Here is a 22,171-nt window from a genome sequence, read left to right as displayed (position 1 = left end):
ATAAGTGCAGTGTTTCTTACTTAAAACGAAACAGACTGTTCATTAGAACAATTATTTGTTCCTTGATCACATACTTTATAAGTATAAGAACCTGATTTTCTAAAGCTTTCAGTGTATGAACCATCATTTGCAGTTGTTGCAACTAAAGAGCCATTGCGGATAATGTCTACATTAGCTGTAGAAGCATCAGCCCAAGATAAAGTTACATTTGTTTTACGCTTAGCTGTTGATGTAGAGATACTTAACGTGATATCACCACCAGTCGGAGGAGGCGTAACGCCACCGCCACAACCATTTGCCGTTAAGTAATCACTAGCTGCTTTTGCTTTAACAATACCACTACCAAAATACACATCATGTCCTGCTGCACCTGAATCTTGTGCAGTTGCTTTGAGCGCCTCACGAATTTCAGTCCCTGTACAACCATTATGATTTGACCAGACTAGAGCTGCAATACCAGAAACAGCTGGTGTTGCCATTGATGTACCGCTCATAAAGCCATAATCACTTGTACCAATAGTAATATTTGCAGTTGAAGCTGAAAGTAATGCAGTGCGGTCTTCAAATGCGGCTCCTACTGCTGGAATAGACGTTGTGTTAGTATCGCCTAATGTAGCGTATAACATACCCGCTTCATTATTAATAATAACTGCGCCAATACCACCAGAGTTTTCACAATTTTGAACTTTATCGTGGAATGAAATGTTTCCGCGGTCAATTAGACATATATTACCATTTGCACCAGAGTCAGTAGCTTCAGCTGTGCCCATAAAGTAAGTATTACCCGATACACTGCCAGAGTTTTCCATTGACGAAGAAGCAAAAGCTTGACCATCAGCAGACATAGACGCACTTGTTGCCATACCTGCTGGGTAAGTTGATAACGTATCTACGCCGCCAGCTGTTACTTCAACACAAATTGTTTCATCTGTAGTTGTAGTTTGTCTTCTACCTTTGCCCGAAGTTGTTGTACAACTAGGGTATTGTGAGAAATCAGCAATATTATTGTCTGCATCATTAGCGCCAATCATCATTACTGATGAGTAACCTGCTGGAAATGAACGCACATTATTACCATCGTTACCAGCTGCTGCTAATACTAATCCACCATTATTTGTGAAAGCGTCAAATGCATTTTCTTCAGTGCTGTTTGCTCCTCCACCACCAAGGCTCATGCTAATAATGTTTGCGCCTGCTGCACTACATTTATCAGCAGCATGAGCTAAATCTGAAGAGTAACCCCAACCATCAGCATTAAATACTTTTACAATATGCATATCAACGCCAGGAGCCATACCTACAACGCCGACATTATTATCTGCAGCACCGATGGTACCAGCTACGTGTGTGCCGTGAGGACCACCATGCTCATCCCAATTGCCAGTGCCTGAGTCGTTATCACCTGAAATATTATTCCACTCAAAATCAGGATTTGAACGATCTAAACCTGAATCTATAACACATACTTTCATGCCAGCAGAAGCATTAAAGTTAACTTGGTTTGCTTGTGATTGGTAAACAGCGTAAGGAGTTAGCTGTGAAGTCATTGGGTTTCCTGCATCATCACTATATGCTGCAGATGGCATACGACGTTGATCTTCTTCAATTACCTTAATATGAGGATTATTCAAAATGCCCTTTACGTCATCTAAACTTTTTCCGTTAAATGAAGCTGCGATAAACCCATTACCGTCAACCTTTAAGTCGCCACCTAATTTTTTAGCAAGGGCTTTCACAACACCTTTCTTACTATTATCAACTTGAATAATGTATCTATCATCGGCAGCTTGTGCTGTAAAAACTGTTGATACTGCTACGGCAACTAACGAACTAGCAAACTTTGAAATTTTCATATATCTCTCCACCCTAGGGCATGTTTATTATAATTATCTTTTGACAAGATTATAGAATTCCATTTTTTTATTAATCGCTTCCTATCTGCAAGTGCTATCGATACTACAGAATACAAACAGGTCACCTAGCAAAAACACGACAAGTTTTCATACAAAAACGACAGCAAGAAAATTAAAGCCTAACAATCAATAACATAAAGAAAATAAAAACTTAATTTCTTTTCTTTCTTAGTCGTAAAGTCACTAAGAAACGTCTGATTATTGCTAGTGACATTACAATATTAATTACATGATGAATAAGGTTGATGTTGATTCAACTAAGGGTAAAAAAACAAGAGTAGTTAAAAGCTATCAATATTCAAAAACATAATGGAGACACCATTAAATGAAGACCCATAATAAATATGTACTCAGCACATTGGCATTAGCTGTAATTGCTTCAGCAAATTCCAATGCTATGTCAGCAAAACTAGAAAAAGCTGAAAAAGCTGTTACTCATAACAGTGCAACACAAACTAGTTTTGCAAACTGGCGTGAACAGCAAAAATTAAATCGCAATGATTATACTGATAGATTAATTATTACTTTTAAAGACAAAAAGCATGGTCCATTTGTACCACCAGGCTTAGCAAAAAAAGTTGGTTTAGACTTATCGCACGTTAAGATTTTGAAGCGTGGTAGCCATGTCATTTCAATGGGAAAATTAACACATGTTAAGGATATTAATAAACTGATAGAAAAGATGCTTAAGCACCCTTCTGTTGAATCAATTGAGCCTGATTATCAACGTTTCCTATTCTCACAAAACGAACCATGGGGTATTAATAACACTCAATCTAATTTATTGACTGATAATGATGCTTCAAACATGACTGTTTGTATTATTGATTCAGGCTACCAACAATCAAACCCAGATCTAAATGCGAATAATGCAACAGGCACTAATAACTCAGGAACAGGAAACTGGTTCCAAGCAGGTGGTTCTCATGGTACTCATGTTGCAGGAACCATTGCTGCAGTAAATAATACTGAAGGTGTAATAGGAATATTACCAAGCACCAATGTAAACCTACATATTGTTAAAGTATTCAATGAAAGTGGATGGGGTTACTCAGGCGACTTATCAGACGCAGTTGACACATGTGTTAACAACGGTGCCAAAGTGGTTAACATGAGCTTAGGTGGTGCTGGTTCATCTAATACTGAAAAAAATGCATTAGAGGCCGCTACAGATTCTGGTGTTCTTTTAATTGCAGCTTCAGGTAATGATGGCAACTCAACACTTTCTTATCCTGCCTCTTACGATACAGTAATGGCAGTTGGTGCTGTTGATCAAAATGGCCAGCATGCAGAATTTTCGCAATATACTAGCCAGGTAGAGATTTCAGCTCCAGGGGAAGCGATTCTTTCAACCGTTGCAGGTGACGGCCGTTTAGGCTCTATCACTTTAGGCTCAACGACTTATGCTAATGATCAGGTAGTACCACAAAGCCGTTACATAGAAAGTGGTGGCAACTTCTCAATTAACAATATAAATGGTAATGCTGCTGGCACATTAACGCGTTGTACAATTTCAGGTAGTAGTTATAGCTGTAGCAGTAATGTTGCTGGCAATATTTGTCTTGCTGAACGAAACGATAACCAAAAAGGAAGTAACTACCCTGAAATTAATCCAGCAAAGGCTTGTGCTGATGCTGGAGCATCAGGCATTATCGTATACAGCAATAGCGATCGCCCTGGTTTACAAAACCCTTTCTTAGTTGATGCAACAAATGCCGTAACAGTACCGACCGTTTCAATAAATAGAACTTTAGGTCAACAACTGGTCTCGCAACTAGGAAGTAACGTAAATCTGAGTGTCAATGCTAATCAAAACTACGCATATTACAATGGTACATCTATGGCAACACCACATGTTGCTGGTGTTGCTGCGCTAGTTTGGAGTAATAACTTTGACTGTACTGCAACTCAGGTACGCGATGCGCTTAAATCAACAGCAACCGATTTAGAAGCCGTGGGAAGAGATGACAAAACGGGTTATGGCTTAGTGCAAGCAAAAGCGGCATCTGATGCTTTAGCAAGTTCATGTAACGGTGGCGGCACAACAACACCTCCAACAACAGGCAACAGCTTAGAGAATGGTATTGCTAAAATTGGCCTCAGCGCTGCTAGTGGACAAGAGTTGAGCTTTACATTAGATGTTCCTGCAAACGCTACCGACCTATCATTTAATATGTCTGGCGGTACCGGTGATGCAGATTTATATGTAAAATTTGGTTCAGCACCTACGACGACTAATTATGATTGTCGCCCTTATAAAAGCGGTAACACAGAGAGTTGCCCTATTACGACAGCGCAGGTAGGTACTTATCATGTTAAGCTTATTGCTTACTCAAGCTTTTCTGGAGTTTCTTTAAGTGCTAGCTATACGGATAATTCTGATGGTGCAACGGGTGGCAGTGCAAATATAACGGATATCAATATTAGTAGAAGGGAGTGGAAATATTACACCATTGATGTACCTGCAGGTATGTCTGCACTAGATTTTAATATAAGTGGTGGTTCAGGTGATGCAGACCTTTACATTAAACGAGGTTCTCAACCAACAAGTTCAAGTTATGATTGTCGCCCTTATAAAAATGGCAACACAGAGTCATGCTCGTTCACAAACCCTATAGCTGATAAGTGGCATATAGGTATATATGGTTACTCAGCCGTGACTGGGTTATCACTTAATGCAGTATACAACCCTTAGCATTCTATTGAGGCATAAAAAAGCCAAAAGCATTGCTAACATTGCTTTTGGCTTTTTCATTTTGTCTAAATGTTAATTGGGATTAGACCAATCAGATCATCAGTTAAAGGTTAACTTCGGTGATGTACCATCACTGAGCCGCTTACATTCCCGACAGAAACTTCCTTAACAAGTTGATAATCAACATTTTCAAAAAATGCTTTAAACTTTCCTGAAGTCGCATAAACAGCAACCCCCTCACTATCAGGGTGTTCTTCAAGCACCGTATTTACCGCAGCCATTAAATAATGACCAAAGCCATGCTGCTGATGCAATGGATGTACTGCGATAAATGAAAGTAAATGAAAAGATTTTAATGGCACAGCAGAAAAAACACTCTCTTCTTTTTGGATCATTTGCTTGGTGCTAAAATATCCAGCATTTAGCAGCATCTTTAATCGCCAGTGCCAAAAGCGTTCACTTGATAAGGTATCATCAGGACTATTTAAACATGCTACGCCCACCATGGTCTCACCCAAATATAAGCCAACCATAGGTTGTTTTGCTTGCCAAAAAGCATTCAACTCTTCTCGAATTGCTGACCTTAAGCGCTGCTCATAATCTTCTTTGTCACCATTAAAGATTTCAAGAAATACAGGGTCGTCATGATAAGCTTGATATAATAATGACGCCGCTAATTTAAGTTCATGAGCTTTGAGGTAAGTGGCTCTGATATCAACGTTTTCAGGTGCTACTACAGTTTCTGTCATTTAATGCTCCAACTCTTATGGTGGATTATATTGTGTTACTTTACGCGTTAGTTTCGCTTTAATAGCAAAAATTAGTAGATAACAATAACAGTATTGTTAAAAATAGGTCAAATATATTGCAATAAATCTGAACCAATTAAGTATTCCATTGCAGTAAAAACCAAAACACCCCGACAGGCGAGGTGTTTGGTAGAGAAATTACTGTGAAATTAATCTTGGAAAATTAACCGCGTGAAAAACTTTCACCATTGCCTGTTTCAACAAGTTCACCATTGACGAATTTCAAATAAGTACACTCATCTTTAGTTGTTAAGCCATCTTTGTGTTTACGCTGTGTACGATAAAATAAAACACGCACCGTATCATCTTCGTTTTTAAAGGTTTCAGAAAAATCAGCAACACCTAATCTTTCTTGCATATCGGCAATGCTTTCACCTAATTGTATTTGCGCAATTTTTTTACGGTTTTGATAAGTTCTATCTTCACTAGCTGACATAAAGCTATGATCAACTTCACCATCTTTTACCGAAATAACACAACCCGATAATGTAAGTGTTAATGGAGCAGCGATTAATAATGCAAGTAATGATTTTTTCATGTTTAAATTCCCTATGGCTTTTTTACTTGTTAGCCTAGCTAACTTTTGTAAATATAATGGTAAGTAAAGCAACCTTTTAGCTACTTTATTTTCTCACACTTAAAATAGCAAAAAGCAAACCATGTTTTTAACTAATTGATTTTTAATGTATTATTAAATTACAGTCTCTGTAAAAACAAACATAAATAGCATTATTGCCTAAAATGTAGTTAAATTTATTAACTCTGATTATGAAGTTAAGCAAAATGACAACTATCGATGAAATTTTAATCTGTGCTAATCAATTAGCCAATCAAGGTAAAAAACCAACTGTCGCTTTGATAAAAGCAAAACTTATCAATCCTGCGCCCTTACCTATGATTATCTCAACTCTTAAATCATGGCAACATGATCCTGATTTCATTACATTAAAAAATGATGAAGTGATTGAACTAAGCAAAGAAAATAACGTAACTACCTCTGAAGAGGTAAAGTTAATAATTCAACAAACCTTAAATGAAGAGCTCGCTGAAATGAAACGTGAACTTAGCGATTTAAAAGACTTAATCAAACAACTAAGTAAACGTATGAACCCATAACGAACTTTTAAGATGTCTTAACTTATTTAGCTACTTTAATTAAAGGTTGAAGCTGCTGTATAAAAGTAGCTAAATTATCACTTAACTTTTTATGGCCTTTACAGCCAACCATTTCTGCCCATACTTCGCCAGTTTCATTATCAAGAGAAATAATAATATCTTCCTCATCAGTTACACCAAAGAATACTGTAATGGGTTGTTTAAGTCTCTGTTTCATCATGACATGACCAATGATATTTTCTTGTAACCGAGCAAAGTCATCCATATTCCATGCAAACAATAAACTCAATTCACCTTCAGAGCAGTTTGCATCTAACGTTTCACTAAACACTGTAGTGAAATAAGTCTTTATATCTGGATGTAAACGTATTTTAAGGGCTGACTCCACATTTTCAAAATTCAATTCTGAAGCGATGGTTTCTTCTAAAAGAAACTCTGTTAATGGTTTAGGTTGCCAATAGCTTTCTTCATCACTCTTGGTTTGTTCGCACGGTGAAATCCACGCTTCATCCTTTTCAATTACGGGTAGATGATGATGCACTTTTTCAAATGCAACAATGTATTGAGTAGAAAATTCAAGCAAAACATTTTTTAAACTAATATTTGAAGATGTCATCTAGAGTAAAGATCCTTTAAAATAACGACTATTCTAGTTAAAGATTTACATATTATGACACCATACCAAAATGCATCACAGCTTAAAGAGCTAACTCTAGGGAAAAAAACTGATTACACCAGTGAGTATGATCCAAGTTTATTACAAGCTGTACCCAGAAGTTTAAATAGAGATGAACTCGCGCTAAACGAAACTAACTTGCCCTTTATAGGGGAAGATGTTTGGTATGGCTATGAGCTTTCTTGGTTAAATGATAAAGGTAAACCTATTGTTGCTTTAGTTGAGTTTAGGTTTGCATGCACTAGTCCAAATATTGTGGAATCAAAATCTTTTAAACTCTATTTAAATAGCTTTAACCAAACTAAATTTACTAGCATTGAAGAAGTAAAGGCTTGTTTGGAGAAGGATGTATCTAATACGTCAGGCAGCCAAGCTCAAGTGACATTATTTCCAGTAGATAAATGCCCCGCACTTGAAATAGCCTGTGATGAATCAGTTTGTATTGATGCTTTAGACATTGAAATTGATAATTACCAATTCAATGCCAAACACTTGCAAAACAGTCAAACACATAGTTCATCAATTATAGAGCAAAACCTAGTCAGTCATTTACTTAAATCGAACTGTTTAATTACTAATCAGCCAGACTGGGCTAGTATTTATATTTCTTACAAAGGAAAAGAGATTAACCAAGAGAAACTATTAATGTATCTTATTTCTTTTAGGCAACATAATGAGTTTCACGAACAGTGTGTTGAAAGAATCTTTTGCGATTTACAACAGTATTGTCAACTTGAGGCGTTAACGGTATATGCAAGGTATACTAGACGAGGTGGGTTAGATATAAATCCATTTAGGAGCACCCATTTAACGAATGCTCCTTGGGGGCGTACATTACGCCAATAACTAAAGTGCTACTTTTTTGTGATTTTCCTATTGTTTAGTAGGAAAATCCAAACCTGTCCACGCTTTAAAAAATGCTTTTTGTTTACGCGACACTTTGGCTAATGGGACAACTTTCAACTTTTCTTTTGCTTCAGCACCTAATGTAATCGACTTGTTGATTAATTGATCTCGCCTGAATAAAGAAAACTCAACCTTTTGCGCCACTTTAAAGTCTTTAAGTCTTGATTTAAGATCATCACTGACTAAACGTAAACCATCAACCGCAATAATAATATCAGTAATAGTAATACCTGCCTGCCACGCTGGAGAGTCTTTTTCAACCGCTATCACTTCTAATCCATGGCTGGACTTTTTAACTTTCAAACCTGTCCATGGTGTTAATTTAGCCTTGCTGATATCACTGACATTGTCTTTTTTATCTTTCCCGTAACTCAATGTCAAACCGGCTTTAGCGAGTAACAAATTAAAATCTATATTCAAATGACTATGAACATGGTCTTGCCACCATTCACTGTAATCTCTATCTGTTATTTTTGTTAAAATATCAATAACATCTTGTTCATCATAACTTTTAGGGAGTGAAAATTGTTGATATAGCGCATTATGAACATCACGATAACTTCGCTTTAAACTTGTTTGGGATAAAATATCGAAATCAAGCAGCCAAGAAACCATAAAACCTTCAGAGTAAATATTTACACTATGATTATTACCATAATCACCACCTTGACTTTGCCACGTATCAAAACTAGCTTCAGCAACCGTTTGACTGCTTGTTCCAGGTTTACCTTGATGTGCTTTAATTCGCTTGGCTAGATCTGTCAAAAATTCTTTAGCCGTTATCACTTCACCACGCATAAGCAACTGACTTTGCAAGTAACTTGTAGAACCTTCTGCCAACCAAATCAAGTTGGAATAATTTTCACTTTGGTAATTATATGGCACAAGCCCTTTTGGCCTGTACTGCTTCACATTCCAGGTATGCACAAATTCATGAGCCGCGGTTAAAATAAAGCCTAGATAATCTTTTCTATCAGAGAACTTAAACCTTGAACGTTGAATAATAGTAGAGTTCAAATGTTCTGTTGCCCCTCTTGCACCACTTGTTGCATGAACCATAAAAACATATCGAGAAAATGGATAACCTTGCCAAATATACTTACTTTTCTGCACCATCACTTTAAGATCAGCAATCATTTTTTTTATATCGTAATTACCTTCTCCCCAAATAACGAGCTCGTATTCACGGCCATCTACAGTAAAGGCTTCAAACTTATTTAGTCCGGTTTCAATAGGTGAATCAGCCAAAACATCATAGTTTTTGGCGATAAATTGATGCGGATTGTCACCTGTTGGTAAGCCTGAAACACTGCGCCATGAAGGCTTAACATCAAGGTTAATAGTATGTTGTAATGGCCGAGTTTCATCGCTGTACATCACAACGGTAGAGTTATCCAAAAATGCATGGCTATCATCAATATGTCGAGTTCTTTTGCCTAACCCGTTTGCATAAAGCTGATATGACACCGTTATTTTCCTATTTTTTGTCCCTGTTATTTCCCAAGCATTTTTATTAATTTTTCTGAAAAGCAATGCTTTATCAAGGTTGTCTTTAGCTGAAAATTTTCTCACGCCGTCAGATAAATTCAGAATTTCATAACGTCCTGTCCGCCAAGTGGGAAGTTTAAGCACTACTGTGTCACTATTTGCTTCAGGTAAGGCTATAGTAACTTGCGCCAAATGATGTTCACTTTGATTAATATTGATATCAACCAAAACCTCTGCATTAGCTACTTGTGTAAAAACAATACTTATTGATATGATAAAAATGAAAGCGATGCAATGAGCAAGAGAAATATTTTTTTGCATAATAAAATAATTAAGAACGAATAATTCTCTTGATTTTAAGTAACAAAAAGCTAATTTAAAACAATAAAGTGTTTTTTTTTCATATTACGTAAAACAAAATAAGTGCTTGTTTGAGAAATTGGCTTATACTCAGGTTTATGTCGTTAACTTCTCATTTTGATGTTGATGTTATTAAACAAAAGATATTGACTTTTGAAGTAGTTTAACTCTCCGTTTTATTTAGGAATGATTTAATTATCATATTATTTTAAGGACATTGAATTTTTATGAATAAGCCTGTAGCTGAGCAGCAAATTGTTGCGATGAAAAAAAAGCTTGATGCAGCAATACAGTCTCGCGGGAAATTAGAAGAAGACTTCAGTACTCAGTCATCTCTCCTTATCCAATTTATAAATAAATTATCCTTAATATCTAAAGGTGTAGATCTTGAGCTGGATAATCGCTTAGCTCAATTGAGAACATTATTCTCAAAGTCAGCCGCTTTTGCAGAGATAGAAGACAAAATTCAAGTCATTAATAAAATACTTCAACAATACAGTATTACGAATGAACAAAACATAAACCGTATTCACGAGCAATTTAATAGTTCTGGCGAATCGCTACAAAAAATAAATGGTTTACCTGCTGATTTACGTAGAAACCTACGTGCGTTGCTAAAAGAAACAGACACAACAAAAGACGCATTAATTCAATATGTTCCCCTTCTTAGTCAACTACTCGAATTATATGGTAAAACGTTAGCAAACCAGTCTGCTCCTCCTAAAGAAGGGCTACTTCAAGCACTTAATAGCAATGCGCAAGAGCCTTCTACCCCAAAAATTGATAGCAGTTTAATTGAAAAAATAACCGAAGCTTTAGGGGCTTTAAACTTATCAAAAGAGCACACAAACAATTTGCAGGCTATCAAGAAAAAGTTGCTTAACGATAAATCTAATGAAGAAGTCCTTGAGCATTTTCTTGAGATTTTTGACCTTATCGTTGCTGACTTTAAAGACGAACAACAGCAAGCAAAGCGCTTTTTAACCAACTTAAGTGAAACACTGACAACGGTACAAAATGCAGTAAAAGAAACCCTTAATGTTCAACAAAAATCGCAAAAAACCAATGATAAAATCAATCATAAGTTACAAAAGCAATTAACTGATATGACAGGGACAGTGTCTAAAGCGCTATCCTTAAACCAAGTTAAAAATGATATTAATGATAAGCTACAAATTATTGCAGGCACTTTAGAGCAAAAAACAAAATTTGAGCAACAAAATCAGCAACTACTTGCAAAACAGTTACAAGAAATGTCTGACAAAGTTGCTCACCTAGAGAAACAAAGTAAAGTCTTTGAGGAAAAACTCGCCGCACAGCAACAAAAGAGCATGCAAGATGCTCTTACCAAACTGGGTAACAGAGCCGCCTTTGATGACTATTTTGCTAAAGCAATGGTTCGATATCATCACCAACCTTATGAATTGGCCATCGTCGTTATTGATATTGATGATTTTAAATTAATTAATGACACATACGGGCATTCAGCGGGCGATAAAACATTGCAAGTAATAGCAAAGACTATACAAAAAAATGCCAGTAAAAAGGCTTTTGTGGCACGTTACGGTGGTGAAGAGTTCGTCTTAATATATTCAGAAACAAATGCGTCAGCGCTTGTAAATGAATTAAACTTAATTAATAAGCATGTTGCTCGTTTACCGTTCAAGTTTAAAAATAATAAAGTATGTATTACCCTTTCTATGGGAGCAACGCATATTCATTCAGAAGATAATATTCATATTGCGTTTGAACGTGCTGATCAAGCCATGTATCAAGCTAAATCTCAAGGCAAAAACCAAGTTATTTATCAAGAGTAACCTCTCACTTTCCTAATCCTGAATTAATTGATGATTTAATCATTAAAGGAGTTTCTATGCATACACAATTGAACCCTGTGGGTAATATGAGCCTGCTTTCTCAATCGGAAGTTGATCAACTTCAGCAATCAGCTAGTAAAGAACTCTATAATTTATACCGAAACTGTTCGTTAGCGGTATTAAATGCCGGCTCTAATACCGATGATGCCGAAGTAATCTATGAGAAATATAAGGATTTTGAAATTCAAGTAGTAAGACGTGAACGAGGCGTTAAAATTGATTTAAAAAATCCACCGTTGCACGCTTTTGTTGATGAAAAAATAATTCGTGGTATTAGAGAACATTTATCTGCCGTTTTGCGCGATATTCTGTTTATTAATAACCGCTACCCTTCAATGCCTGTCTCGTCAGAGAATATCACTGATGCTACCTTTGACATCCTTCGAAATGCCAATGCAATTTTACCTGAAACAGAACCTAATTTAATCACCTGCTGGGGTGGCCATTCAATTGAGCATAAAGAATACAAATACACTAAAAACGTTGGCTACCAACTTGGTTTAAGAGGATTTAACATCTGTACAGGTTGCGGCCCTGGTGCTATGAAAGGACCAATGAAAGGTGCCACAATTGGCCATGCTAAACAACGAAACCAAACGGGTCGATATATTGGTTTAACTGAGCCGAGTATTATTGCAGCTGAACCGCCAAACCCTATCGTTAACGAACTTGTAATTATGCCTGATATTGAAAAACGCTTGGAAGCTTTTGTTCGTATTTCCCATGGTATTATTATTTTCCCAGGCGGTGCAGGTACTGCAGAAGAATTGCTATACATACTCGGCATTATGTTAAACGAGAAAAATAAAACACAAAGATTACCCATAATTTTAACAGGCCCTGCTGAATCGAGCGATTACTTCACCGAAATCGACACCTTTATTGGGGAAACTTTAGGCACTAAAGCACAAGATTTATATAAAATTATTATTGATGACCCCGAACAAGTAGCAAAATCAATGAAACAGGGGCTAGAAGACGTAATAGCTCATAGAAAAGAAACAGGTGATGGATATCATTTTAATTGGTCACTTGTCATTGAAGAAGACTTTCAGCACCCCTTTGAACCTGATCATGACAATATGAAGGCTCTTAATATCAGTTATGACCAGTCAACTGCTGAATTAGCAGCAAATTTGCGTAGAGTTTTTTCTGGAATTGTCGCTGGTAATGTCAAATCAAGCGGCATTAAAGCCATTAGAAAACACGGCCCTTTCATGATTTCTGGTGACAAGAAAATCATGGCCCTAATGGACAAATTGCTCGCCTCTTTTGTTAAGCAACAGCGTATGAAACTGCCGGGAAGTAAATATATCCCTTGTTATCAAGTTGTTAGTTAATATTAATTTATGCCTAATTCACACCTCCTTTTAATCGATGCGCTCAATTTAATACGGCGAATTTATGCTGTTCAAGAGCGCCCTTTCATTCATGCTAAAAACCAAGATACTGGCGAATTATCTACTAGCACACAGCAGCAAGTTATTATTAATTCACAAGCAGCCTGTAATACAGCTCTTGAAAAGTTACTTTATCAACAACAGGCAAGTCATGCTTTAGCGGTATTTGACAGTCAAGCACCTTGCTGGCGTTATCAATTATTTGAAGGTTACAAGAAAGGACGCAAGAAAATGCCTGATGCGCTAGCTAACTCGCTAACCAACATTCAAGATGGTTTCATGGATTTAGGCGTAGACTCGTTAACCTCAGAAGTAGATGAAGCAGATGATTTAATTGCAACCTTAGCAACTAAAATGGCTATTCATGGTAAAGATGTCACGATAATTTCAACTGATAAAGGTTTTTTATCTTTGTTGAGTCCAAGTGTTAAAGTATATGACTATTTTAATCGTCGATATTTAGATCAAGAATATGTTAACAGCAAGTTCAATGTAAAATCATCACAACTTATTGATCTATGGACCTTAACTGGAGATAGCACAAATAAAATCCCCGGAGTACCAGGGATCGGCTCTATTACCGCAGCGAAGCTTCTCAATCAATATGGCTCAATAAAAGCACTAGAGACGGCACAAGACTTAAATCCTGCTATTTCTGAGAAACTAAGCGATAACCAAGAGCAAATGAAATTAGCAAAAACACTACTTACGTTAAAAAATGACATTCCATTAGGCTTTAACCTGAAAGATATTCGATTACCTCATTCACAGCATTAAGTCATTTAAGGGAGACTTAATCAGAACTTTTATGTATTAAATTATGTCAAGGTCTTTAATTATTATTAACATATCGTTATCATTTGCAGCGACTAGAGTTTAGGTTATTAAAAAATGAATAAAAAAGTTATCTCTCGAATATTACTTGCCTTGGCTGCCTACGGCATTTTTGTCGCCTTAGTCGTGACCTTTTATGATGACAGCCCGGATAAAATGGAATGGAAAGATAGAGAATCGTACAACAGGCAGTTTATTGCTAAAATAAAACTTGATGAATTTACCTTTGATCAAGCTTTACAGCAATTAGGAAGCCCAGACATTACCGAAGCTAAAATCGTTGCAAATGATAATTTCCAAGTTATGTTTTACCGCACACAACATGTAAAATCTGATGGCATTACCACCCAAGATGAATGTACCTTTTTGTTATTCATAAACGGCGTATTAAAAGAAATTGGTTTAGGTGAAAATTACCCTGAACAATGGAACATCATAAAAAATTATCAAGGCTCAACATAACACTTACCTAGACTTTAGACTAAAGTCACCTTGATAGCATGACATAATCACTCTAGTATCATATCTAAGCATTAAGCATGTAATATATATGAAAGTTTTCATGCTCGCATACACTTACATTACATGATATAAAGCGCGCCAACATACGTACTTGAAGCTTTTTTCCTAGCATTGGCTACATCTTCTGTACGTACATTATTGCTGTAACAAAGTGAGTAACAGCAAAAACAAATACATAGCACTATTTTGCTAAAAGACAAAATCTACAAGGTGAACTAAATGACTAAGCAGACAATCACGGTTATCCCCGGCGATGGCATTGGCCCAGATATTATAGATGCGACAATTAAAGTATTAGATAAAGCAGGCTGTAATTTTGATTACGAATTTGCTGATGCAGGTTTAACAGCATTAGAGAAGCATGGCGAACTAGTACCTGAAGAAACAATCGCCTTAATTGAAAAAAACAAAATAACCTTGAAAGGCCCACTTACAACACCAGTGGGTGAAGGCTTTACTTCAATCAATGTTACTTTACGTAAGCAGTTTAAATTATACGCTAACCTTCGCCCAGTATTATCATTTAAGGGCACAAAAGCACGTTATGAAAACATAGACATTTTAACTGTACGTGAAAATACACAGGGTATGTATTCTGGTGCTGGGCAAACAACTTCTGATGATGGTACTGTGGCTGAAGCCATGAGTATTGTTACGCGTGAAGGCGCTGAAAAAATTCTAACTTTTGCTTATGAAACCGCTCAAAAAGAAGGCAGAAAGAAAGTTACAGCAGTACATAAAGCAAATATTTTAAAATCAACTTCAGGTTTGTTTTTAAAAGTTGCTAGAGAAGTAGCACAACGATACCCAGAAATTGAGTCAACTGAAATGATTGTTGATAATTGCTGTATGCAATTGGTGATGAACCCTGAGCAATTTGACGTAATTGTAACCACCAATTTATTTGGAGATATTTTATCTGACCTTTGTGCTGGTTTAGTTGGAGGTTTAGGCATGGCTCCTGGTGCCAATATTGGTGAAGACTGTGCAATTTTTGAAGCAGTTCACGGAAGTGCGCCTGATATTGCAGGTAAAAACCTTGCTAACCCAACCTCTGTTATTCTTGCTGCAATTCAAATGCTTGAATACTTAGAGATGACAGACAAAGCCGAGAAAATAAGAAACGCTTTAACTGAAGTGATCGCATCAGGTGACAGAACAACACGTGACTTAGGTGGAACACATGGTACAACAGACTTCACAGCAGCTTTATTAGAACGTCTGTAAACGTTAAATTGTTTACTTAAAAAGTGCCTATCGCAACTTCTGCGATAGGCACTTTTTTTTACGTTAATTTGTAAAGCAATTAATTTGTTATGCCAATTAGATTAATAAATTTATCGCTTAACGAAAGTTCATTATTTCAATTAGTATTATCAGTCAACATAGTACTAATACGATTGTTTGTTAGAGCACTATAACAAACATACAATAGTTAAATTTAGTTTAACCAGTCTGACTATTACTTTTTCTGCGGTGGTGGCGAGAGTAATCTTGCATGCACAGTTACTTCTTCGCGATCGTAATACAAATGTTTTGCGTATAACTCATATCTAACATTAGCTTCGCTAAAAGCGTTTTTTAACGTTTGTAAATCATCAGTAACCTGTTGAAAACGTCCTTTCATAGGTAACTTTAAGTTAAACATTGCCTCTTTACAGTAGCCGTTTAAGAGCCATTCACTCATTAATTTAGCCACACGTTGAGGCTTTTCTATCATATCGCAAACTAACCAATAGACATTTTGCTTCATGGGCGTGTATTTAAAGCCATCCATCATTTTATGTTTAACTTGCCCTGTTTCCATTAAGGATTCAGCCATTGGCCCATTATCAATTGCGGTCACCATCATTCCACGGCGAACTAATTGGTAGGTCCAACCTCCAGGTGCAGAGCCTAAATCAACAGCGTTGAGTCCTGAGCACAGGCGGCTATCCCACTCATCTTTAGGTATAAAATATAGAAAAGCTTCATCAAGCTTTAATGTAGAGCGGCTAGGCGCTTGACTAGGAAATTTTAATCTAGGTATGCCCATAACATGCTCTGAGCTGTTATGGGCAAGTGAGAACCCTAATATAACTTCTTGTCCAGATAAGAATAGTGCATGCAAGTTAGCGCCATCATTATCATTCTTTTGAGTAAGCAATTTAGCTTTCCGCAAGCCTTGCCTTAACGGAACAGCCAATTTTCGACAAAACTTTGCTAAAGATTTCCCGTCATTTGTATCTGGCATTTCCATTCTTAAATCTGCATATTGCCAGTCAGTACCCAAAGCTTCGATAATCGCTTCAACGCGATTGTAGTCAGGTAATTCAATAGTATCGGTAAGCGTTACAAACCATTGTCTCGCAAAAATCAAACGTTTTAATGGCAACTTCCCCATTAATGTTTCGCCATCTTCGCTGTTATGTAAGTGGAAGAAAACAATACCTTGGTTTTTTTTAAGCTCTAAATAGCCATACATTTCATTCCAAGCAGCTTTTTCTTGGATTTCTGCACCGCATTCTTTTTCAAAGCCCGGACGACAAAACAAAACGATAGAAGTCATAAGTTATTTTTCCCCTCAAAAGCGAGTAACAGCCAAGCAAATGCCAATGACATACCTCCAATTGGGGTTAATTTTCCTAAAAATTGAATATCAAATAATGATTTAATGTAAATATTGCCACAAAAGAGCAAAATACCCAGCACAAAAGCCAACATAGAACAGGTTAATATTTTTGATGTTTGCTGATGCCAAGAGAATAACACAATAGCTAATAAGGCAAGCGTATGAATAAACTGGTATTGTAATGCTGTCGTTAAACTTGCATAAACCTTATGTGAGTCGGAAAAATCAGCATGTGCTAACCAAGCGCCGAATAGTACAGAAAAACAGCCACTGATACCAACAAAAACACCCATTACTCGCAATAAAGTATTGCTTCTTTGCCTTTCTTGCATAAGTTTCTTAAAAACCCTTAAAAATTAGTAAAAACATTAATGTTTTACAAACGTTTTAGCAAACTGCGCTATTTCTTTTGCAGCCGTTGTTATGTGTTCAGCAAGGCTGTATCCAGATTTCACTCTTGGTTTTAAGCTATGGTCACCATCAATTAAAAAGAAGCATTGCACCGATGAAGACAAACTGTATTGGCCGACCTCATCTTCAGAACCCAATGTATCTCTACTCCCCTGTAATATTATCACAGGTTTTTCATTCTCCTGTAGAGGTGCTAAACGCAGTTTTTCTGGCTTTTTGGCAGGGTGAAATGGGTAACCTAAGCAAAAAACCCCGTCTATAGATGATAAAGCGCTCATAGCTGGCTCATATGTTGAAGAGACTAAAGTGGCTGCAACTCTTGAACCCATTGACTTACCACCAATTAAAAATGGCATCTCCTGATAATCACTGTCGATACTTTTTAAATAGTTTTCAATGACTTGTTCATAGCATTCCAGTAATTTAGGCATTCTATCTGGTGGATATTTTTTCCCTAATTCTGCTCGTTTATCCATATAAGGAAAATTAAACCGCAACACGCTAATATTTTGTTTATTTAGTGCTATTGCCATAGACTCCATAAACTCATGATTCATGTCCGCGCCAGCGCCATGAGCTAAAACAACATGCGCTATTGGCTGGGAAACTTTATTTTCTATCATGCTTGTCATTTCTAATTTTTGATATCCTGTTCGTTTAAACTAGGTAATTTGCCCATCAGTTATTTGCTCTTGTTCGCTAGCAACCATATCGAGCATCCACTCTCTAAAAGCTTCTATTTTACCCAGCTCTTTTTGATTTTCTCGACAAACAATAAAATAAGCATTTTTACTCACTAATACATCATTAAAAGGACACACTAACCTGCCAGAATCGATGTCAGGCTTTGCTAGTACACTATAAGCTAATGCAACACCTTGGCCATGTAATGCAGCTTGTACGACCATGGCAGAATGGCTAAATATTGGCCCGTGATTTACATTAACTCCTTTAACGCCAACTTGTTTAAACCAACGTTTCCAATCTTTTCGAGAGGTATCATGTAACAAGGTGTGATGAGATAAATCCTCTAAGGAGAGTAAAGCTGGCTTACCATTAACAGCATTTTCTTGCATTAGTAATGGCGAACAAACAGGAATTAAGTACTCTGTGTGTAATTTATCAGCATGGATATTTGGCCAACTTCCTCGACCATAATATATCGCAACATCGACATCTTCAGTAAGAGAGTTTTCCGCTTGATCTACCGCTTTGATCCTTACATCAATTTCAGGGTGCAAAGCATTAAAAGCGGTTAACCTAGGTACTAACCATTGAATAGCAAAACTAGCTTGCGAACTTACCGTGATAGCGCCTTTTGCACCGCGGGCAAGTAACCGCTCTGTTGCTTCATGTATTGAATTAAAAATATCTTTAATATCTAAAAAATATGACTGGCCTTCATCTGTCAGTAATAACGCCCTGTTCTTTCGCATAAACAATTTAATGCCTAAATGCTCTTCTAAAGACTTTATTTGATGGCTTATAGCCGCTTGAGTAACAAAAAGCTCTTCAGCAGCCCGAGTAAAACTAAGCTGTCTCGCTGAGGCTTCAAAAGCCCTCAAAGCGTTTAATGGTGGGAGTCTATTAGCCAAAGGGCATCCTTTTTCATCTTAATAGTATTAAGGAAACACTGCATAAAAAATTAGAATGCAAGCATAACAATTATACATTAGTTTTTCTAATGAATAACATTAAATTTTGTCATTTTATTTTTTTAGATTACTTGCGTATTATCCACGCCGTAGATGAAGGACATCATCTCAACGCTCAAACATGAGAGTGTAGCTCAAGACCCCAACCCTTTAGCTACACTCTAGTTTACCTAAAGTAAATGAATGAGCAAGCGCGAGAAAAGGTCCTAATAAATCTATCGGGAAGCACATATATTTATTATTGCTGATAAGAAAGTCGGCAAAAACTCAGGATCAAAACCATGAAAAAAATTAACACGTTAATCGCATTAAGTATCAGTATTTTAGTGAGCAACACAAGCATTGCAGCAGTACCAACTTCAGAAACAGTGAAGATAGAGCCAGTTATTCAAGAAAATTTACTTGCTCAAGCACAAGTTTCATTAGCAGCCTCATTTTCAAGAATAGAATTGACGAATGAATTACCGAAGTTAAGCACTGAAAATGCTCTAGCTAATAAAAAACATACTGAGAACAAAAACAAAACATCGACTGTTTCAAAAATAACACGAGTCGCTGAATAATTTGTAATGTAAGTTATCGTAAGCCAAATTAACTACAAATAACTTAAAAGGTGTCCTAGGACACCTTTTTGCTTTTCTCTGTACATGATATGCCCTTTAAACTTGATATTAATGCTATAACCCCTTCTATTCATTTAATACTACAATTCATTTTTAAAAATCTAAAAAAAAATAAATAAACATGAAAAACAGTGATATATTACTATCGATTTTAACTTTTCATTAACAAGAAGGAACTTATGAGTACAAAAAACACGCTACTTCTTTTGACAAGCTCTTTAGGTCTTATCGCTTGTGGTAGCACAACAAAAGCACCTGATAACACACCTATCACTCCAACAAGTGTATTAACCGCAAATTATGTCATTAATGGTTATATTATGCCTGACAGTCGCGGAAAACAGACCGTTTACACTTTAAAAGATCGTCGTCGTATTGATTATAATTTTGAGTATGATTCATGGGCCTCCAGTGCTTTTTTAAATGCGTCTGACTCATCAGATGTTGCAAGAATTGATAAAAATTTAAGCTGGAAAATAAACAGAAAAGATAACGAATATACCGAATGTCCTCTATCTGGCTGTACAGGCTCTATTTGGGATAGCTTTGAAGAACTTTCTTCTGAAGATGAAGAGGAAACTTTTGACCCTTCTGCTGGTGAGTCATGTCAATTAACCACTTCTAAATTTAATTTTGAAGTAATTGACCAAAACACAACCCGCCAAGTAAACGGCTTTTTAGCAAAAAAATATACTGCACAATGGCATTTGGTATCAAAAGACGATGCAGGTCGACCTGATAAACACAAAGTCCAAATGGACTTTTGGATGACAACTCCTATGGATAAAATGCGCGATGCATGGAGGATTAATGGTGAGTTTCAAGATAACTATTTAGCAAGCGTTACTAATAATCAAAATCCATTATCAAAATACTTTGGTGAGACTATTTATAAAACTGTGGCGATGGTTTCAGGCGATATTAAAAAAGACGAGATAGACTCTGACTCTCCCGTAATAGCTAAGTTAAACGCAATTGAGGGCTACCCTGTATCAATAAAGCTTGCTTGGTATATGGATAAGCAAAGCTGTCCTGAAGTAAAAGAAGAGAAGCAATCAGCCTCAATAAGCGATATTAGTTTAGATGACCCTATGAACTCGCTAAAAGATATTACCGGGAACTTTTTCAAAGACAAAGCCGAAGAAGCGATTGATGAATACTTTAAGCCAGATCCTAACAAACCTATTTTTAATTACGTATACGATGTAACAAATGTGCAGGTAACTGATAAACGTATGAGCGTTTTCAATTTACCAGCTCAAGCAAAATTAATGAATCGAAGTTAATCCTTTAAATTCATTTAATAAGATAATTTATTAGCTTAAACTAAATGACAGCCAAACCTGACTGTCATTTTTTATTTTTATCTTGCGATTTATAACCGTAAAAAATTATCGTATTTTACCGTTATTTACTACACTGTATTAGCATACTAATCCGTAATTAGCGGCTCAAAACCTTTGACTAAATCATCAATTGCTTTCATTTGAGTTAAATATGGTGCTAGTTTATCTAATGGTAATGCACAAGGGCCATCGCACTTCGCTTGACTTGGATCTGGATGAGCTTCTATAAATAAACCTGCAATGCCTATCGCCATACCGCTACGAGCTAATTGAGCTGCCTGTGCTCTTCTACCGTCAGCGCTATCGCTTCTACCACCGGGTTTTTGCAACGCATGTGTCGCATCGAAAATCACGGGTGCATAACCTTTCATTTCTTCCATCGCCAGCATATCAACGACTAAATTATTATAGCCATAACAGCTTCCGCGCTCACAAAGCATAATCTTTTCATTGTCAGCTTCAGCAAATTTCTTAATGATATGCTTCATTTCATGTGCGGCTAAGAACTGTGGTTTTTTAACATTAATTACCGCTCCCGTTTTTGCCATAGCAACAACAAGATCTGTTTGTCGTGCTAAAAAAGCGGGTAATTGAATAACATCAACCACTTCACTTACAGGTTGGGCTTGGAAAGGTTCATGTACATCAGTGATAATTGGCACATTAAAGGTCGATTTTATTTCCTGAAAAATTTTCAATCCTTCGTCTAATCCAGGCCCTCGATATGAATGAACAGAAGAACGATTAGCCTTATCGAAAGACGCTTTAAAAACATAAGGAATATTCAATTTTTGGCAAACTTCAACGTAATGCTCAGCAATTTTCATTGCTAAATCACGTGATTCAAGCACATTCATGCCGCCAAATAATACAAAAGGCTTATCGTTAGCAACGTCAATATTAGCTACATTTACCGATGAAATCGTCAT

The 22,171-nt window shown here is 36.5% G+C and carries 20 protein-coding genes; 10 read left to right on the top strand and 10 right to left on the bottom strand.

The annotated features are described in order from the left end of the window. Positions 1 to 20 precede the first annotated feature (20 nt). Positions 21 to 1,853 carry a S8 family serine peptidase gene (locus D1094_RS13765; protein ID WP_118960689.1) on the bottom strand — a complete coding sequence of 611 codons (1,833 nt, stop codon included), beginning with the start codon at positions 1,851 to 1,853 and terminating at the stop codon, positions 21 to 23. A gap of 385 nt (positions 1,854 to 2,238) precedes the next feature. On the opposite strand from D1094_RS13765, the gene D1094_RS13760 reads away from it, so the two are divergent. Then, entirely contained in the window at positions 2,239 to 4,608 is a 2,370-nt protein-coding gene (locus tag D1094_RS13760; RefSeq protein WP_118960688.1) for a S8 family serine peptidase, read from the top strand. Positions 4,609 to 4,718: 110 nt separating this feature from the next. On the opposite strand, the gene D1094_RS13755 is transcribed toward D1094_RS13760, so the two are convergent. Beyond that, positions 4,719 to 5,357, bottom strand: a complete 639-nt coding sequence (locus D1094_RS13755; protein ID WP_118960687.1) for a GNAT family N-acetyltransferase — start codon at positions 5,355 to 5,357, stop codon at positions 4,719 to 4,721. 223 nt (positions 5,358 to 5,580) lie between these two features. Continuing rightward, positions 5,581 to 5,955, bottom strand: coding sequence for a DUF3192 domain-containing protein (locus tag D1094_RS13750; RefSeq protein ID WP_118960686.1), 375 nt, complete (start codon positions 5,953 to 5,955; stop codon positions 5,581 to 5,583). Between the two features lie 245 nt (positions 5,956 to 6,200). Between D1094_RS13750 and D1094_RS13745 the strand changes: the two genes are divergently transcribed. Further along, positions 6,201 to 6,533: a hypothetical protein gene (locus tag D1094_RS13745; RefSeq protein WP_118960685.1), complete on the top strand. Its 333-nt coding sequence runs from the start codon at positions 6,201 to 6,203 to the stop codon at positions 6,531 to 6,533. A gap of 22 nt (positions 6,534 to 6,555) precedes the next feature. Here D1094_RS13745 and syd read toward each other — a convergent pair whose 3' ends face one another. After that, complete coding sequence (gene syd, locus D1094_RS13740; RefSeq protein WP_118960684.1) at positions 6,556 to 7,149, bottom strand: SecY-interacting protein; 594 nt, start codon at positions 7,147 to 7,149, stop codon at positions 6,556 to 6,558. 54 nt (positions 7,150 to 7,203) lie between these two features. Here syd and queF point away from each other — a divergent pair, with 54 nt between their 5' ends. Further along, a complete protein-coding gene (gene queF, locus D1094_RS13735; protein ID WP_118960683.1) occupies positions 7,204 to 8,055 on the top strand; it encodes an NADPH-dependent 7-cyano-7-deazaguanine reductase QueF in 852 nt (283 codons plus the stop codon). A gap of 27 nt (positions 8,056 to 8,082) precedes the next feature. Here the strand turns inward: queF and D1094_RS13730 are convergent, their stop codons facing one another. Next, entirely contained in the window at positions 8,083 to 9,924 is a 1,842-nt protein-coding gene (locus tag D1094_RS13730; RefSeq protein ID WP_118960682.1) for a M61 family metallopeptidase, read from the bottom strand. A 266-nt stretch (positions 9,925 to 10,190) separates the two neighbouring features. On the opposite strand from D1094_RS13730, the gene D1094_RS13725 reads away from it, so the two are divergent. From D1094_RS13725 to D1094_RS13705, 5 genes are all read left to right on the top strand, one after another. Next, a complete protein-coding gene (locus tag D1094_RS13725) occupies positions 10,191 to 11,780 on the top strand; it encodes a GGDEF domain-containing protein (RefSeq protein WP_118960681.1) in 1,590 nt (529 codons plus the stop codon). 56 nt (positions 11,781 to 11,836) lie between these two features. Next, positions 11,837 to 13,180, top strand: a complete 1,344-nt coding sequence (ppnN, locus tag D1094_RS13720) for a nucleotide 5'-monophosphate nucleosidase PpnN (protein ID WP_118960680.1) — start codon at positions 11,837 to 11,839, stop codon at positions 13,178 to 13,180. Positions 13,181 to 13,189: 9 nt separating this feature from the next. Further along, positions 13,190 to 14,017 carry a flap endonuclease Xni gene (xni, locus tag D1094_RS13715; protein ID WP_118960679.1) on the top strand — a complete coding sequence of 276 codons (828 nt, stop codon included), beginning with the start codon at positions 13,190 to 13,192 and terminating at the stop codon, positions 14,015 to 14,017. A gap of 114 nt (positions 14,018 to 14,131) precedes the next feature. Beyond that, entirely contained in the window at positions 14,132 to 14,536 is a 405-nt protein-coding gene (locus D1094_RS13710; protein WP_118960678.1) for a DUF3192 domain-containing protein, read from the top strand. A 279-nt stretch (positions 14,537 to 14,815) separates the two neighbouring features. Further along, positions 14,816 to 15,823 carry an isocitrate dehydrogenase gene (locus D1094_RS13705; protein ID WP_118960677.1) on the top strand — a complete coding sequence of 336 codons (1,008 nt, stop codon included), beginning with the start codon at positions 14,816 to 14,818 and terminating at the stop codon, positions 15,821 to 15,823. A gap of 235 nt (positions 15,824 to 16,058) precedes the next feature. Here D1094_RS13705 and rlmM read toward each other — a convergent pair whose 3' ends face one another. From rlmM to D1094_RS13685, 4 genes are read right to left on the bottom strand one after another with little or no spacing between them, the layout of a single operon-like run. Beyond that, positions 16,059 to 17,144, bottom strand: coding sequence for a 23S rRNA (cytidine(2498)-2'-O)-methyltransferase RlmM (gene rlmM / locus D1094_RS13700; RefSeq protein ID WP_118960676.1), 1,086 nt, complete (start codon positions 17,142 to 17,144; stop codon positions 16,059 to 16,061). Then, positions 17,141 to 17,539, bottom strand: a complete 399-nt coding sequence (locus D1094_RS13695; RefSeq protein ID WP_118960675.1) for a DUF423 domain-containing protein — start codon at positions 17,537 to 17,539, stop codon at positions 17,141 to 17,143. The genes rlmM and D1094_RS13695 overlap by 4 nt, the downstream gene beginning before the upstream one ends. Before the next feature lie 36 nt (positions 17,540 to 17,575). After that, positions 17,576 to 18,241: an alpha/beta family hydrolase gene (locus D1094_RS13690; RefSeq protein WP_259337965.1), complete on the bottom strand. Its 666-nt coding sequence runs from the start codon at positions 18,239 to 18,241 to the stop codon at positions 17,576 to 17,578. Positions 18,242 to 18,280: 39 nt separating this feature from the next. Then, on the bottom strand, positions 18,281 to 19,213 hold the full coding sequence (locus D1094_RS13685; protein ID WP_118960673.1) for a transcriptional regulator GcvA: 933 nt from the start codon (positions 19,211 to 19,213) through the stop codon (positions 18,281 to 18,283). Between the two features lie 341 nt (positions 19,214 to 19,554). On the opposite strand from D1094_RS13685, the gene D1094_RS13680 reads away from it, so the two are divergent. Further along, positions 19,555 to 19,836 (top strand): hypothetical protein, encoded by a 282-nt coding sequence (locus tag D1094_RS13680; protein ID WP_118960672.1) that lies wholly within the window; start codon positions 19,555 to 19,557, stop codon positions 19,834 to 19,836. Positions 19,837 to 20,075: 239 nt separating this feature from the next. After that, a complete protein-coding gene (locus tag D1094_RS13675; RefSeq protein ID WP_118960671.1) occupies positions 20,076 to 21,182 on the top strand; it encodes a hypothetical protein in 1,107 nt (368 codons plus the stop codon). Between the two features lie 146 nt (positions 21,183 to 21,328). On the opposite strand, the gene kdsA is transcribed toward D1094_RS13675, so the two are convergent. Continuing rightward, positions 21,329 to 22,171, bottom strand: a complete 843-nt coding sequence (gene kdsA, locus D1094_RS13670) for a 3-deoxy-8-phosphooctulonate synthase (RefSeq protein ID WP_118960670.1) — start codon at positions 22,169 to 22,171, stop codon at positions 21,329 to 21,331.

The organism is Colwellia sp. RSH04 (assembly GCF_003545765.1).
Classification (GTDB): domain Bacteria; phylum Pseudomonadota; class Gammaproteobacteria; order Enterobacterales; family Alteromonadaceae; genus Colwellia.
This window is presented reverse-complemented; position numbering and strand designations above follow the sequence as displayed.

What these genes read in the sequence shown, in the direction of transcription:
- D1094_RS13765 (WP_118960689.1), bottom strand. Translation starts at nt 1,853, where the DNA reads ATGAAAATTTCAAAGTTTGCTAGTTCGTTAGTTGCCGTAGCAGTATCA.
- D1094_RS13760 (WP_118960688.1), top strand. Translation starts at nt 2,239, where the DNA reads ATGAAGACCCATAATAAATATGTACTCAGCACATTGGCATTAGCTGTA.
- D1094_RS13755 (WP_118960687.1), bottom strand. Translation starts at nt 5,357, where the DNA reads ATGACAGAAACTGTAGTAGCACCTGAAAACGTTGATATCAGAGCCACT.
- D1094_RS13750 (WP_118960686.1), bottom strand. Translation starts at nt 5,955, where the DNA reads ATGAAAAAATCATTACTTGCATTATTAATCGCTGCTCCATTAACACTT.
- D1094_RS13745 (WP_118960685.1), top strand. Translation starts at nt 6,201, where the DNA reads ATGACAACTATCGATGAAATTTTAATCTGTGCTAATCAATTAGCCAAT.
- syd (WP_118960684.1), bottom strand. Translation starts at nt 7,149, where the DNA reads ATGACATCTTCAAATATTAGTTTAAAAAATGTTTTGCTTGAATTTTCT.
- queF (WP_118960683.1), top strand. Translation starts at nt 7,204, where the DNA reads ATGACACCATACCAAAATGCATCACAGCTTAAAGAGCTAACTCTAGGG.
- D1094_RS13730 (WP_118960682.1), bottom strand. Translation starts at nt 9,924, where the DNA reads ATGCAAAAAAATATTTCTCTTGCTCATTGCATCGCTTTCATTTTTATC.
- D1094_RS13725 (WP_118960681.1), top strand. Translation starts at nt 10,191, where the DNA reads ATGAATAAGCCTGTAGCTGAGCAGCAAATTGTTGCGATGAAAAAAAAG.
- ppnN (WP_118960680.1), top strand. Translation starts at nt 11,837, where the DNA reads ATGCATACACAATTGAACCCTGTGGGTAATATGAGCCTGCTTTCTCAA.
- xni (WP_118960679.1), top strand. Translation starts at nt 13,190, where the DNA reads ATGCCTAATTCACACCTCCTTTTAATCGATGCGCTCAATTTAATACGG.
- D1094_RS13710 (WP_118960678.1), top strand. Translation starts at nt 14,132, where the DNA reads ATGAATAAAAAAGTTATCTCTCGAATATTACTTGCCTTGGCTGCCTAC.
- D1094_RS13705 (WP_118960677.1), top strand. Translation starts at nt 14,816, where the DNA reads ATGACTAAGCAGACAATCACGGTTATCCCCGGCGATGGCATTGGCCCA.
- rlmM (WP_118960676.1), bottom strand. Translation starts at nt 17,144, where the DNA reads ATGACTTCTATCGTTTTGTTTTGTCGTCCGGGCTTTGAAAAAGAATGC.
- D1094_RS13695 (WP_118960675.1), bottom strand. Translation starts at nt 17,539, where the DNA reads ATGCAAGAAAGGCAAAGAAGCAATACTTTATTGCGAGTAATGGGTGTT.
- D1094_RS13690 (WP_259337965.1), bottom strand. Translation starts at nt 18,241, where the DNA reads ATGATAGAAAATAAAGTTTCCCAGCCAATAGCGCATGTTGTTTTAGCT.
- D1094_RS13680 (WP_118960672.1), top strand. Translation starts at nt 19,555, where the DNA reads ATGAAAAAAATTAACACGTTAATCGCATTAAGTATCAGTATTTTAGTG.
- D1094_RS13675 (WP_118960671.1), top strand. Translation starts at nt 20,076, where the DNA reads ATGAGTACAAAAAACACGCTACTTCTTTTGACAAGCTCTTTAGGTCTT.
- kdsA (WP_118960670.1), bottom strand. Translation starts at nt 22,171, where the DNA reads ATGACGATTTCATCGGTAAATGTAGCTAATATTGACGTTGCTAACGAT.